Origin of the sequence: Solwaraspora sp. WMMA2080, from assembly GCF_027497395.1 — a bacterium.
Taxonomy (GTDB): Bacteria; Actinomycetota; Actinomycetes; order Mycobacteriales; family Micromonosporaceae; genus Micromonospora_E.
In genome coordinates this window covers 2,477,755-2,490,551 of the sequence record NZ_CP114910.1, presented here as the reverse complement: position 1 = coordinate 2,490,551, position 12,797 = coordinate 2,477,755, and the positions used below count along the sequence as shown (strand labels likewise).

Genomic DNA, 12,797 nt, shown 5'->3' with positions numbered 1-12,797 from the left:
TGGTCAGGATGAAGGCCATGACCGCTACTTCCCGCCACCCGGGGTACGGCGACGGCACCCGGTGCGTCGCCGCCGGGCTGCCCGAGCCGATCCCCGGCCAGCCGTTCCTGCCCGGCCCGGTGTTCGCCGCCCCGTACCACCTGGACCCGGTGACCGGGCCGTCGCCGGACCGCGACGGCTACGCTCGGGAGGACAACCCGACCCGGCGGGCGCTCGAATCGGCCATCGGTGACCTGGAAGGCGGCGACACGCTCGTCTTCGCCAGCGGTCAGGCGGCGATCACCGCGCTGCTGCTGACCACGCTGCGCCCCGGCGACACGGTGCTGCTGCCCGCCGACGGCTACTTCACGGTGCGGGCGCTGGCCGCCACGGTGCTGGAGCCGATCGGCGTGACCGTGCGGCTGATGCCGACCGCCGGGCCGTACCCGGATTTCGCCGGGGTGCGACTGGTGCTGCTGGAGACCCCGGCCAACCCGGGCCTGGACGTCTGCGACGTCGCCGCGCTCGCGGCGGCGGCGCACCAAGCCGGCGCGCTGGTCGCGGTCGACAACACCGCCGCCACCCCGCTCGGGCAGCGTCCGCTGGACCTGGGTGCGGACATCGTGGTCGCCTCCGGCACCAAGGCGCTGACCGGTCACTCGGATCTGCTGCTCGGCTACCTGGCCACCCGTTCGGCGGCGGCGCTGGCCGATGCGAAGCGGTGGCGCAAACTTACCGGGTCGGTGCCGGGCCCGTTCGACTGCTGGCTCGCCCACCGGTCCCTGGCCACACTGGACCTGCGGCTGGCCCGCCAGTCAGCCAACGCGGAAGCGGTCGCCGCCGCGCTGGTCGGGCGTCGTGACGTCACCGGCGTACGCTGGCCCGGCCTGCCGACCGATCCGTCGTACGCGGTCGCGGTCGCCCAGATGCGGCGCATCCCGGGGATCGTGTCGTTCGACCTGGGCGACGCCGACCGGGTCGGCCGGTTCCTGACCGCGTCGACGCTGGTCTCGGCGGCCACGTCGTTCGGTGGGCTGCACACGGCCGCCGACCGGCGGGCCCAGTGGGGTGACGACACGCCACCGGGCTTCGTCCGGCTCTCCTGCGGCATCGAGGACACCATGGACCTGGTACGCGACATCACCGCCACCCTGGACGCTACCTGACAGACTCGGTCCCGTGGGAGCCAGCGCGTGGGAAGCGGGATCCGGGTGATGGAGCAGGAGCCGCGTGGCGGTCCGCCGTCCGGCTACCGGCGACTGGCGGTCTACCGGCTGAGCGTCTGGTTTCTGCGGTCGATGGCCGTGGCGTTGCCCTGCATCTTCATCTGGCCGCAGGTCTGGTTCGTGTTGCCAATCGTCATCGTGTTCGGGCTGATCGTGACGTTGCCGCTGCGCTACCTGGCCCACTTCGAATGGAGGATGCCGATGCTCGACCTCGATGCGTCGATGCTCAAGGACGCGTTGGACGCACGGTACTGGTGAAATCTGGGATAGAGGTGCGGTCATGTCGAGCCTGTTAGTGGTAGCTACACTGCTCCTGGGGACCAGCCTCATCGGGGCGGGCTTCGTTATCCTCCTTATCGGAGGTGTGCCAGTGCTAGCTGGCTTTCAGCGCCGAGATCTCGGATTGATGTACCTCTTTCCGGGGATAGGAATTATTCTGCTGCAAGCCGCGAGGTTCGCAGACGGCACTGTGGCGCTCCTCTTCTTCCTCGCTGGGCTTGGGGTAGTCATCTGCGGCGGCACGTTGGCGATTTACTGCTCATGGCTGGCCTGGGGCAGGGGCCGGCGAGAAGATTCCCGTACTCCCGCGTCGGATGGACCGCGACCTCTGAAGGCGTCGTGACTCGCCGCCGTGACTATTACCGCGACCCGGCCGCGCCGAGGGCGAACAGGATCGTCCCGGGAGGTTCGGCGATCGTCACCGATGATCGCGGTCGGGTGCTGATGCACCGACGCGCCGACTCCGGCAACTGGTCGCTGCCTGGCGGCACGATGGAGGTCGGCGAGACACTGCAACAGTGCGTCCTCCGAGAAGTGAAGGAGGAGACCGGCCTCGACATCGAGATCACCGCGCTGCTCGGCGTCTACACCGACCCGGCGCACGTGAACGCGTACGCGGACGGCGAGGTGCGTCAGGAGTTCACCGTCACCTACCTCGGTCGGATCGTTGGTGGGACGATTCTGGTCAGCGACGAGTCCACCGAGGTGCGGTTCGTCGATCCTGCCGAGTTCGCGGACATTCCCATCCACGACACGGTACGGCTGCGGCTGCGGCACCACGCTGAGCAGCGCGACACTCCGTACCTCGGATAGAAGGGGGCGAGGGCAGGCGACGCTGAGTCAGCGGGCTGGTCCAGCTGCCGGCTGGTGACCGGATTGTGTTAGCGGCTAGTGATACCGCCTTTACAGGTATGGGGTGGATCTCTAGTGTCGGACGGACATGCACAATAGCCACGCGGGTCCCAAGTGGATGCTGTCCATGTGTGCTGCCGTCCCGTCCGAGCCGTCCACTCGAGTTGGGAGGTGGGTTGAGCGGTGAGTTCCTCGGATGATCCTGCTTGGCGTGTGCGCGGAGCTTGGGCCTACTGGCGTGCGTTGATCATCATGCGGCTCTTTCTGCTTGCATTCTTGGTCATCTTTGCCGTGATTCTGGCGTTGTTACTGGAAGGGCCGGTGGAGGTGCTGATGTCAGTTTTCTTCGCACTGATCTTGACGGTCGGTCTCGGAATCTTTTTGGGGATGTTTTCTATCCGTCCGATGTGCCGTCGCGTTGAAGAAACATCGTACTTTGCGGACATGGACATATTTGAACGTGGGCCAAATCTGTTCGGCATGGTCGTGCGCGACCTCTTTGCCTTCAACAGGTGGCGACCCAGGCCTTGAGTGAGTGTTTGCGATAGGTGTCGGACGGCGTGTCCTTCGGTAAGGGTGGTGTAGCTAAAACCTGGATTATCAAGCGCTGGAAATGGTGGTGAAACTCGATGTCAGATCTCCATGGTAGCGAATATCGTAGCACGACTATGTATAGGATGATGATTTGGGGGATCAGGGGCTTCTTGGTGTGCTTCCTGGCTGGTCTATTCCTGATTGCAATATTGGAGCTGGTAGTCGCGTCTGAGGTCATTGGCATCATGGTGGCGGGTTGTGTCTTTGGGGGTGTAATTGCGTTCGCGACGGCGTTTATTCCGCTGACAAGATTCTCTGCATTGATACGGAAAAACGGTGGAATGCAGATCGATGGGCAGCTGCCATTTTTGCGCCATCTGATATCCGACCTGTGGCGGATGGGGTGGCGCCGCTGAAGCATTGTGGGAAAGGTGGTCGGGTTGGTGACCGATCTGGCGCAGGTGTTGGCCGACTCCCGTGGGGAGCAGTAACCCGACTTGGCTCAGACCTGCACTCCGTACCGCATCGTGAGGTGTCGTGACTCGCCAGCGTGACTATTACCGTGACCCGGCCGCGCCGAGGGCGACCGGGATCGTCCCTGGCGGTGCGGCGATCGTCACCGGCGGTCGCGGTCGGGGGCTGATGCACCGACGCGCCGACTCCGGCAACTGGTCGCTACCCGGCGAGACTGTTCTGGTCAGCGACGAGTCCACCGAGGTGCGGTTTGGACCCCGGCGGGGTGCAGGCGGTGTGCAGTCAGGCGGTGAGGGTGCCGGTCTTGGTGGCGGTGAGGAAGGCCGACCAGTTGGCGGGGGAGATGGTCAGGACCGGGCCGGTGGGGTCCTTGGAATCGCGTACGCCGATCACGCCGGCCAGCCCGTCGGCGACCTCGACACAATCGCCCTGGCTGTTGGATCGGCTGCTCTTGCGCCAAGTGACGCCGGTCAGGTCGGTCATGGCTCGTACTCCTTCGCCGTGTCCAGCAGCAGCGCCCGCGACTCGGCCTCGCTCAAGGCGGCCGACCGGATGTCGTGGTAGACCCAAGCGTACCGGTCGCTCTCGGCCTGCTTGTCGAGGAAGAGCGCGCCGGTGATCGACTCCTGGTAGACGGTGGTGGGTTCGTACTGCTCGGGAAAGTCCAGGATGGTGAACAGTCCGCCGGTCAGCACCCCGGCGTGCAGGTCGGACGAGAACGGCAGGACCCGGACGGAGACGTTCGGCAGCCGGCCGGCGTCGGCGAGCCGACGCACCTGTGTCGCCATGACCTGGCGCGACCCGACCACGCGACGCAGCACCGCCTCGTCGACGACGATGTCGAACTCCGGCGCCTGCGGCTCCAGCCGGGTCAGCAGCCGGGCTCGGCCCAGCCGCACCGCGACCCGGTCGGCGATCTGGTGACGGGGCACGCCGTCGACGTCCTTGGTGAATACTGCGGTGGCGTACTCCCGGGTCTGCAGCACGCCCGGGATGAGCTGGCTCTGGTAGACGCGGATCCGGCTGGCGGCCTCCTCCAGGCCCACGTACAGCTCGAACCAGGACGGCAGGCTGGCGTAGTCGTGCCACCAGCCCTTCTCCCGGGTCTTGGTCGCCAACGCGGCAAGGATCTCGGTGGTCTCCTCGTCGACGCCGTACAACTCGCAGAGCAGCACGACGTCGCCGGAGCGGACCGGGACCTCGCCGCGCTCCATCCGCCACAGCTTCGTCGCCGACCACTCCAACTCGCTGGCCACCGACGTCTGCGGCAGCTGGGTCAGCCGCTCGCGCAGTTGACGCAGCTCCCGGCCCAGTCGTCGGCGCGGTACGGACGAGTTCAGCACGGACGGGGACATGGCTACCACCTCCTGGGATGCTCGACCCGACCCATCCTGCCGTCACTAGTGGACTTATGAACTCCGTCGATCGGTGGACGGGTGGCTCGGCTCAACGTCGACGGGTTTTCGTCAGAGTTGTACGCGTGGCCGGTCGTACCCGACTGATGACTCTGTGTCGCTCGATGTCCGGTGAGGGAGGTTTGTGGTAGCGGATTGTGATGCCCCCTTTACAGGTACGGCCATGGATCTCTACGGTCGGACGTACATGACGCATAGCCACGGGGGTCCCTAGTGGATGCTGCCCAGACGCCGCCGATCCGTCCGAGCCGCCCACGACATCGCTGGCCACAGAGCCTGGCCATCACGACCGCAGCAGCAGCCACAGCCGCCGCACTGACGCTGAGCCGAATCGAAGCCGACTCAGGGCCCCGTCCCGGCCTGGTTGACACCGAACCGCATCCACTGACGTAGCCCGCTTCGGCGCATCAGCGGTAGCGATGCTGCCTCGATCAGAACTTGCCCAAGACCGCGATCAAGTCACTGGAGTCTTAGTGGATGTCAGCGTGACACCGCCTGTCCTGACCCGTTCGAGTACCCCGCACCGACGTTGGGTGCGGACCCTGGCGGCTATCGTGCTGATGCTGGCTGGTGTGGTTGTGCTCTCGTCTACGCCTGCGGAAGCCGAACCGCCTCAGCCCCAGTGCGTGGACCAGGTCGCCACGTCGGCTGAGGCCGAGCGGATCGCGCGTGCTTGTGCCGCCCGTGTCGAGGCCCTCGATGAGCGTGACGAGTATTCCCAGGTCTACGTGGAACCTGACGGCACCCGCACGCTGGAGTCGGCCGTCGTGCCTCAGCGGATCCGGACCGGGACCGACTCGTGGGTGCCGGTATCGACCGATTTGGCGGCGCAGCCGGATGGCCGGCTCGCCCCGGCGGCGACGACTGCCGACGTGACATTCAGCGGTGGCGGAACGGCCCCGCTGGTAACCCTGCAGGTCGACGGAGAAGACCTCACCCTGTCGTGGCCTGATCCGCTTCCTACGCCGACCGTGCAAGCTGACACGGCTGTGTACGCCTCGGTTCTACCGGACGTCGACCTGCATGTGATGGCCACGGCGACAGGCTTCAAGCACGTCCTGGAGGTCAAGACCGCTCAAGCGGCAGCCCACCCGGACTTGGCCCAATACCGTCAACTTAACGTGTCTGGCCTGGTCAGGACCCACAACCTGATCTTGGTGCGGGGTGGTAGGGGTTTCTTGTAGTCGTCTGTCTGGCGGGGGTAGCGGCGTCCGGGTTGGCGTTGTTGGCGGGCGAAGCTGCGGATGCGGGGCGTGGCCGGTAGGAGGTTGCGTTCGTCGGTGATCTCGTAGATGACGTCGGCGACCAGATCGGCCAGGTCGTCAGGGGGAAAAGGCCGCGTCGTCACTGACGTGACGCGCGGCTGCCTGCACGGTGCGGGTGAACGATATGCGGTCGGGGTCCAGGTCGGCGTGTTCGGCACCGGCGACGATCAGCGCGCGGATGGCCTGGTAGACGCAGAGCAATGCGTAGACCTCCTGGTAGACCAGGTCCGGGCGCCCGGACCGCGGGACGACCTCGGCGCCGCCGCGCAGCCGGGTCTCCACGTCACCGATCGCGGTCTCCAGGGTCCACCGCTCGTGGTAGAGCTCGGGGAAATCCCGCAGGGGGTAGGCGTCCGGGTCGAGCAGGGTGGTCACCAGGCAGAACAGTTCGCTGACCTCACGGTTGCCGTGCTCGTCCGGCTCGGATTCCACCGTGTACTCGATCACCCGGACGCTGATGCCGGGGATCTGCTCAGGGGGTACCTTCGTCTTGCGGCGGCGCAGCCGTCGTGCCTGTTGCGGGTCGGCGATCCTCGACACATACGAGCCGTCGGCCAGGACCTGCAGCACCGGCAGGTCCACCCCCGCCTTGACTCGCAGTACCGCGTGCGCGCTGGTGGCCACGATCGCGGTCAGGTCCTCGTACGACAGGAAGTTACGGTCGGCCACGACCACGTCCCCGGTTCCCAACCGTGGCCACAACGTGCGGGCCAGGTTCTGCTCCCCGGTGGCCAGCACGCCCACGGCGACGCCTTGCAGGCAGCGGGTACCGACCTCGGCCAACGCCACCACCCGGACCTGCGGATACCCCACCGGTCCGGCCGAGTTCGAGGGCATCCCGAAACGCGCCGCGTTCTCCGGCGTCCGAGCCACATTCATGGTGAACCCGTCGGCGGCCAGCTTCCGCAACCCATGGAAGTACGCCCACGGCGCCGCGGCCGCGTCGGTCACCATCGGCCGCATCGAGGTCGCCAACACCCCCTGCATCGCCTCCGGCCCCAACCGCACCCTGGCCTTGGCCAGCGCCGCCGCCGACGGCTGCATCCCCACCTGCCGCCGCATCCGGTACCGCCGGGCCCACGACAGCCCACCCAGCAGCTTGTTCCACACCTCCACGTACGCGCTGTCGAGAAACAACACGCACGCCATCACGTAGTACGCCATCAACCGAGCCGGCAGCAGCCGATGCCGCTGCTCCCGCGCATCCCACTCCTCGATCGCCAGATCCACCGACTCCGGCGGGAACGCCGCCGTCAACACCCCGACCCCCACCAGATCCGGCAACCGAACCCGCGACCCCGCCTTGACCTGACCAGCCCTCGCCACGAGCAGAGATCATAGACCGCCCCACACTAAGTTAACGGCATTGGGCTATGGGCATAGCTATGATATCTCTGAGGGTGCGCCTGGGGTGCACAAGAACGTGAAAAGCGTTCGGGTAATGGATCCTTCGTCCAGAAACCCCGACGGCTATGTTGTGTATCGGAACGCGGCAGGGCAAACGGTCAATCCGGTGACCGGTAAGACGGCAGCCGGAAAGGCGGATCCGTTTGCGCGCATCTCTGCAAAAACGTTAGGAATATCTCCGTGTTGATACAAGAACTTCTGCTTGAGCCGCTATCGAGTGTACCGGACATCGACCCAGATGTTGATCCTTTGCAATCTCCTTTGCTTATGCAGGAGTGTCAGGTGCTGGATATCAGGATTGATGTCCTGCGATCGACGGCAGCCGTTCTTCTTGAACAGCGGGCAGCTTTTGATGTGTTGAGGGGCAACACCGGAATAATGGTAATGCGCGGAGTTCGTAGTGTTCATTGGCATGCGGTAGCGTCTGTTTTGGGTCCGTTGACTGCATGGGTCGTTGTTGGGGCAACCGTGGCGCTTGGCTCGGGGGGAGTGAAGGTGGTAATGGGTCTCTCGCCTGATGCAAGGCTGGCCGGGATAGCTGAAGTCATTGAATACTACGCGGTGGATGCGAATATCGGCTCGAGAATTCCAGACTACCTGGAGGCAAGCGGCAGCGAAATTGGTTTGACGGTCGCCACCTGGGAGTCTCATGCGGTTCCTATTGAACGCTCGTCGTTGCACTCGGTTCAACACTGAAACAGGCGTCGAGGCGGGATATCGCGGGATACCAGGGACGCGGTGAAGGAGGTGGACAAGTGAACGCTTGCGAGATTCCTGCCGCTCGGTGGTTCGAGTCGAGCCGGAGCAACGGGCAGAACAACTGTGTGGACTCTGCGGCCGGAGCGGTGGTCGCGGAGGGCGCTTGCGCGATCGTATAGTCGGCCTGTGATCACGACCTGTCCTGGCCGGTGGTCGCGGCGGCGTTCACCGCCTACGAGGCGTGTCTCCGGATGCGGGGATCAACGATCTTGGAGCCTCAATTCGGGTGGCGCTTGACAGGGCGTCATGAGCACGTCAATAAGTTTGGGGGTGCCAGACCTGGTCTGCCGTGGTCAGTGCTGAAGTTGCGCAGGCAAGTCGAGCCGGAGCCACGGGCGGAGTCGACGGGGCAAAGACAGGCGGGCTCGCCGACGCGTGACCCCGGTAGCCCGCCGCCCAACGAACGCGGGTCCCGGGTCCTCAGCTACCCGGCGGTTACTCCTTGCATCATCAGGAGGATCCGGGGCCGGTCAGGGCCCGGCGGGCGGGTACGCAGAGTAGGGTCAGCCGCGTGAGCGCGAAGACGTGAACCGCGTACCGCCGGGCTCCCCCGACCTCGCCCGGCGGGCGCGTGCAGGCCGCGAACGAAAGGCACCCCTGTGACCAGCCCAGCCAAGACCCGCGTCGCCATCGTCTTCGGCGGCCGCAGCACCGAGCACGCGATCTCCTGCGTCAGCGCCGGCAGCATCCTGGCCGCCCTGGACACCGACGAGTACGAGATCGTCCCGGTCGGCATCACCCGCGCCGGGCGGTGGGTGCTCACCACCGGCGACGGCAGCCAGCTGGCCATCACCGATCGTCAACTGCCGGAGATCACCGACCGGTCCGGCTCGGCCGTGGTGCTGCCCGCCGACCCGACCGGCAACGGGATCATGGTGCTGGACCCGGCCGACGGCCCGGCCGCCGCGCTGGCCGGCGTCGACGTCGTCTTCCCGGCGCTGCACGGCGCGTACGGCGAGGACGGCACCATCCAGGGGCTGCTGGAGATGGCCGGCATCCCGTACGTCGGGGCCGGGGTGTTCGCCTCGGCCGCCGCGATGGACAAGGAGTTCACCAAGAAGCTGGCCACCGTCGAGGGCATCCCGACCGGCCCGTACGCGGTGCTGCGCCCCGGGGTGAGCCTCAGCGACGCCGACAAGGAGCGCCTCGGCCTGCCGGTGTTCGTCAAGCCGTCGCGGGCCGGTTCGTCGTACGGCATCACCAAGGTCTCCGACTGGGCCGACCTGGACGCCGCCGTCGCCACCGCCCGGGAGATCGACCCGAAGGTGCTGGTCGAGGCGGCGATCGTCGGCCGTGAGGTCGAGTGCGGGGTGATCGAGGGCGAGGCCGGCGGCGGCCCCGAGGCGTCCCTGCTGGCCGAGGTACGGGTGGTCACCGACCACGAGTTCTACGACTTCGATGCCAAGTATCTCGACAGCTCCTGCGAGTACGACATCCCGGCCGGGTTGTCGGAGCAGGTCACCCGGCAGGTGCAGGACTACGCCTGCCGCACGTTCACCGCGCTGGACTGCGCCGGGCTGGCCCGGGTCGACTTCTTCGTCACCGACGACGACCAGATCTACCTCAACGAGATCAACACCATGCCGGGGTTCACCCCGACGTCGATGTTCCCTCGGATGTGGGCGGCCGCCGGCCTGGAGTACCCGAAGCTGGTGGACCGGCTGATCCGTACCGCGCTGAGCCGGGGCACCGGGCTGCGCTGACCGACCGCCGGGACCCCAGACCGGACCAGACCGGACCAGACCGGACCAGACCGGATCCGGACCGGACCCGAATCAGGCGCGGCAGCCGCGCGGGGCGGCGTCCGCGTCGCTGGGCACCGTCTCGATCAGCGGGTCGGCGAACGCGGTCACCCACTGGCCCGGCTCGTCGTAGGAGCCGGGCACGCTCACCCGCACCGGGATCTCCCGGTCGACGGTGGTCCAGACGGTGGCGTCGGCCTGCTCGGCGGCGTGCCAGCAGACCCCGTCCAGCGCGTACACCAGGTCGGTCGGTGGGAACTGCGCCGCCGGCACCCCGCAGGCGACGGTGATCGGCGGTTCGCCGTACGCGGCGTTCTGCTCGGCACCGTCGGTGACCCGCCGCTGCGGCAGGTCGCGCAGCGTACCCGGTAGTTGGGAGACCAGCGCCCGGCAGACGATCTCGGCGCGTTCGTCCAGCGTCGGGGCGGCGATCTGCACCGGCGTGGTCGGCACCGGCGCGCCACCGGCGGACGTCGCCGCCGACGGGTCCGCGGCGGCCCCGGGGTCGTCGTCGGACCCGGCCGGGGCGAGCCGGCTGAACGCGGCGAGCGCCACGATCACCGTCAACGGCAACGCCACCACGGTCGCCCAGATCGCCGCCTGCCGGGTCGTCCGGTCCGGCCCACCCGGAGCCGCCGGCCTGTCCGGAGACCGTCCGTCCGGAGCCGGATCGCCGGCCGGCGACTCGGCGGCAGAGACGTCCACCTGCTCAGTCGTCACAGTCGTACCACCGAACACGTCAGGGTCCGGGTGATGCCCGGCACCATCTGGACCCGGCTGACTATCATCGTCCCGAGTTCGTCCACGGTGTGCGCCTCGGTGAGCACGACCACGTCGTACGGCCCGGTCACCGCGTCCACCCGGACCACGCCGGAGATGTCCGCGATCGCGTCGGCGACGTCGCGTGCCTTTCCGACTTCGGTCTGGATGAGGATGTATGCCTGGACCACGACCCGACTCCTATCCGCCGCCCGGGAGCGGCTCGAACGTGAAACTACCGTACGGAGCAGGCCGGATTCATGACGGTGCCCGAGTGGAGACGACAATGATCGAGGTGGACCGGTGAATGTGGCACAGGCCGGTGAATTCGGGCTCATCTCCCGGGTCACCGCGCGGCTGCACCCGGGGGCCGCCACCCTGCTCGGCCCCGGCGACGACGCGGCCGTGGTGGCCGCCTCGGACGGCCGGGTGGTCGCCTCCACCGACGTGCTCGTCGAGGGCCGGCACTTTCGGCGGGACTGGTCCAGCGCCGTCGACGTCGGGCACCGCGCCGCCGCCGCGAACCTCGCCGACATCGTGGCGATGGGGGCGGTGCCGACCGCGTTGCTGGTGGCGCTCTGCGCCCCGCCGGAGACCGACGCCGGCTGGGCCGAGGACCTGGCGGTCGGCCTGTCCGACGAGGCGGCCAAGGTCGGCGCGAGCGTGGTCGGCGGCGACATGTCGGCCAGCCCGACCCTGACCATCGCGGTGACCGCCCTCGGCGACCTGCACGGCGCCACCCCGGTGCTGCGCAGCGGCGCGCACGCCGGTGACGTGCTGGCCATCGCGGGCCGGCTCGGCTACGCCGCCGCCGGCTACACGGTGCTGTCCCGCGGCTTCCGGTCACCGAAGCTGCTCGTGGAGGCGTACCGACGCCCCGAGGTGCCGTACGCCGCCGGCCCGGCCGCCGCGAACGTCGGCGCCAGCGCCATGATCGACATCTCGGACGGGCTGATCGCCGACCTGGGTCACGTCGCCACCGCCAGCCGGGTCGGTATCGACCTGCGCCGGGCCGCCTTCGAGGTGCCGCCGCAGATGCGCGACACCGCCAACGCGCTCGGCGTCGACCCGTACCAGTGGATCTTCGGCGGTGGTGACGACCACGCCCTGGCCGCGACGTTCCCCGAGGATCTGCCGCTGCCCAAGGGCTGGCGGCGGGTCGGGCACGTGGTCAAGGGCGCCGGGGTCACCGTCGACGGCCAGCCCTACCAGGGCGTCGCCGGCTGGGAACACTTCCAGTGAGGCCGCGCCGGTCACCGCTGAGCCACCGCCGGTGACCGCACTACGCTTTACCGCGTGACTGATCTGCTTCAGGCCGGCGTCGAGATCCGCCGGGTCCGCTACACCGACGCGGTGGCGCAACGCCTGGTGGCCGCCGCCATGGCCGATCTGGGTGCCCGCTACGGCGGCACCGGCGACGACACCCCGGTCGACCCGGCCCACTTCGACCCGCCCGGCGGTGCCTTCCTGATCGCCCACCTGGACGGGGCGCCGGCCGGCTGCGCCGGCTGGCGCAGCCACGGCACCTCCGGCGAGGACGCCGAGTTGAAGCGGATGTACGTCGCCGACGCCGCCCGCGGTCGCGGGGTGGCCCGCGCGCTGCTGGCCGCCGTCGAACGCTCCGCCGCCGGCCAGGGCCGCCGCCGGGTCATCCTGGAGTGCGGCGACAAGCAGCCCGAGGCGATCGCGCTCTACAGCAGCAGCGGGTACGCCCGGATCCCGAACTTCGGCTACTACCGGGACTCACCGGGCTGCCTGTCCTTCGGCCGGGTGCTCACCGCCGACTGGTGACGGGCGCTCACCGCCCGACTGGTGACCGTACACAGTCAGCCGCCGGACCCGACCGGGTCCGGCGGCTGCTGAAACGTCGAGGTCGTGGGCGGCGCGGTCAGGCGCCCCGGACCACCTTGCCGGCCTTGAGGCAGGAGGTGCAGGCGTTCACCTTGCGGGTGTTGCCGCCACCGGCCGGGGTGCGAACGGTCTGGATGTTCGGGTTCCAACGGCGGTTGGTCTTCTTCTTCGACCACGGCACGTTGTGACCGAAGCCCGGCCCTTTGCCACAGACGTCGCACACGCTAGCCACGGGATACTCCTGGGGATTTGTCG

16 protein-coding genes are annotated in these 12,797 nt (G+C 68.0%); 10 read left to right on the top strand and 6 right to left on the bottom strand.

What is annotated here, in order from left to right; genetic code table 11:
• Positions 1–17 precede the first annotated feature (17 nt).
• From O7543_RS11395 to O7543_RS11375, 5 genes are all read left to right on the top strand, one after another.
• On the top strand, positions 18–1,145 hold the full coding sequence (locus tag O7543_RS11395) for a cystathionine gamma-lyase (RefSeq protein WP_281553851.1): 1,128 nt from the start codon (positions 18–20) through the stop codon (positions 1,143–1,145).
• A 27-nt stretch (positions 1,146–1,172) separates the two neighbouring features.
• Complete coding sequence (locus tag O7543_RS11390; RefSeq protein WP_281553852.1) at positions 1,173–1,463, top strand: hypothetical protein; 291 nt, start codon at positions 1,173–1,175, stop codon at positions 1,461–1,463.
• Positions 1,464–1,823: 360 nt separating this feature from the next.
• Positions 1,824–2,297, top strand: a complete 474-nt coding sequence (locus O7543_RS11385; protein ID WP_281553853.1) for an NUDIX domain-containing protein — start codon at positions 1,824–1,826, stop codon at positions 2,295–2,297.
• Between the two features lie 222 nt (positions 2,298–2,519).
• On the top strand, positions 2,520–2,867 hold the full coding sequence (locus O7543_RS11380) for a hypothetical protein (RefSeq protein WP_281553854.1): 348 nt from the start codon (positions 2,520–2,522) through the stop codon (positions 2,865–2,867).
• Positions 2,868–3,013: 146 nt separating this feature from the next.
• Positions 3,014–3,286, top strand: coding sequence for a hypothetical protein (locus O7543_RS11375; RefSeq protein WP_281553855.1), 273 nt, complete (start codon positions 3,014–3,016; stop codon positions 3,284–3,286).
• A gap of 340 nt (positions 3,287–3,626) precedes the next feature.
• On the opposite strand, the gene O7543_RS11370 is transcribed toward O7543_RS11375, so the two are convergent.
• Positions 3,627–3,827 carry a DUF397 domain-containing protein gene (locus O7543_RS11370; protein ID WP_281553856.1) on the bottom strand — a complete coding sequence of 67 codons (201 nt, stop codon included), beginning with the start codon at positions 3,825–3,827 and terminating at the stop codon, positions 3,627–3,629.
• A complete protein-coding gene (locus O7543_RS11365) occupies positions 3,824–4,699 on the bottom strand; it encodes a helix-turn-helix transcriptional regulator (RefSeq protein ID WP_281553857.1) in 876 nt (291 codons plus the stop codon). Before O7543_RS11365 ends, O7543_RS11370 begins: the two co-directional genes overlap by 4 nt.
• Before the next feature lie 686 nt (positions 4,700–5,385).
• On the opposite strand from O7543_RS11365, the gene O7543_RS11360 reads away from it, so the two are divergent.
• Positions 5,386–5,943: a hypothetical protein gene (locus tag O7543_RS11360; RefSeq protein ID WP_281567397.1), complete on the top strand. Its 558-nt coding sequence runs from the start codon at positions 5,386–5,388 to the stop codon at positions 5,941–5,943.
• 138 nt (positions 5,944–6,081) lie between these two features.
• Here the strand turns inward: O7543_RS11360 and O7543_RS11355 are convergent, their stop codons facing one another.
• The gene (locus O7543_RS11355) at positions 6,082–7,350 is read right to left on the bottom strand and encodes an IS4 family transposase (protein WP_281553859.1); all 1,269 of its coding nucleotides are present in this window, start codon (positions 7,348–7,350) and stop codon (positions 6,082–6,084) included.
• A 261-nt stretch (positions 7,351–7,611) separates the two neighbouring features.
• Between O7543_RS11355 and O7543_RS11350 the strand changes: the two genes are divergently transcribed.
• Together O7543_RS11350 and O7543_RS11345 are read left to right on the top strand one after the other, a co-directional pair.
• Positions 7,612–8,127, top strand: coding sequence for a hypothetical protein (locus O7543_RS11350; protein WP_281553860.1), 516 nt, complete (start codon positions 7,612–7,614; stop codon positions 8,125–8,127).
• A 662-nt stretch (positions 8,128–8,789) separates the two neighbouring features.
• Entirely contained in the window at positions 8,790–9,893 is a 1,104-nt protein-coding gene (locus O7543_RS11345) for a D-alanine--D-alanine ligase family protein (RefSeq protein WP_281553861.1), read from the top strand.
• A 72-nt stretch (positions 9,894–9,965) separates the two neighbouring features.
• On the opposite strand, the gene O7543_RS11340 is transcribed toward O7543_RS11345, so the two are convergent.
• Entirely contained in the window at positions 9,966–10,652 is a 687-nt protein-coding gene (locus O7543_RS11340) for a DUF3515 family protein (RefSeq protein ID WP_281553862.1), read from the bottom strand.
• Positions 10,649–10,882 (bottom strand): Lrp/AsnC ligand binding domain-containing protein, encoded by a 234-nt coding sequence (locus O7543_RS11335; RefSeq protein WP_123600471.1) that lies wholly within the window; start codon positions 10,880–10,882, stop codon positions 10,649–10,651. The genes O7543_RS11340 and O7543_RS11335 overlap by 4 nt, the downstream gene beginning before the upstream one ends.
• Positions 10,883–10,994: 112 nt before the next feature.
• Here O7543_RS11335 and O7543_RS11330 point away from each other — a divergent pair, with 112 nt between their 5' ends.
• The gene (locus O7543_RS11330; protein ID WP_281553863.1) at positions 10,995–11,933 is read left to right on the top strand and encodes a thiamine-phosphate kinase; all 939 of its coding nucleotides are present in this window, start codon (positions 10,995–10,997) and stop codon (positions 11,931–11,933) included.
• An 84-nt stretch (positions 11,934–12,017) separates the two neighbouring features.
• Positions 12,018–12,482 (top strand): GNAT family N-acetyltransferase, encoded by a 465-nt coding sequence (locus O7543_RS11325; protein ID WP_281555494.1) that lies wholly within the window; start codon positions 12,018–12,020, stop codon positions 12,480–12,482.
• Between the two features lie 97 nt (positions 12,483–12,579).
• Here O7543_RS11325 and rpmB read toward each other — a convergent pair whose 3' ends face one another.
• The gene (gene rpmB / locus O7543_RS11320) at positions 12,580–12,774 is read right to left on the bottom strand and encodes a 50S ribosomal protein L28 (protein ID WP_123600473.1); all 195 of its coding nucleotides are present in this window, start codon (positions 12,772–12,774) and stop codon (positions 12,580–12,582) included.
• Positions 12,775–12,797 lie beyond the last annotated feature (23 nt).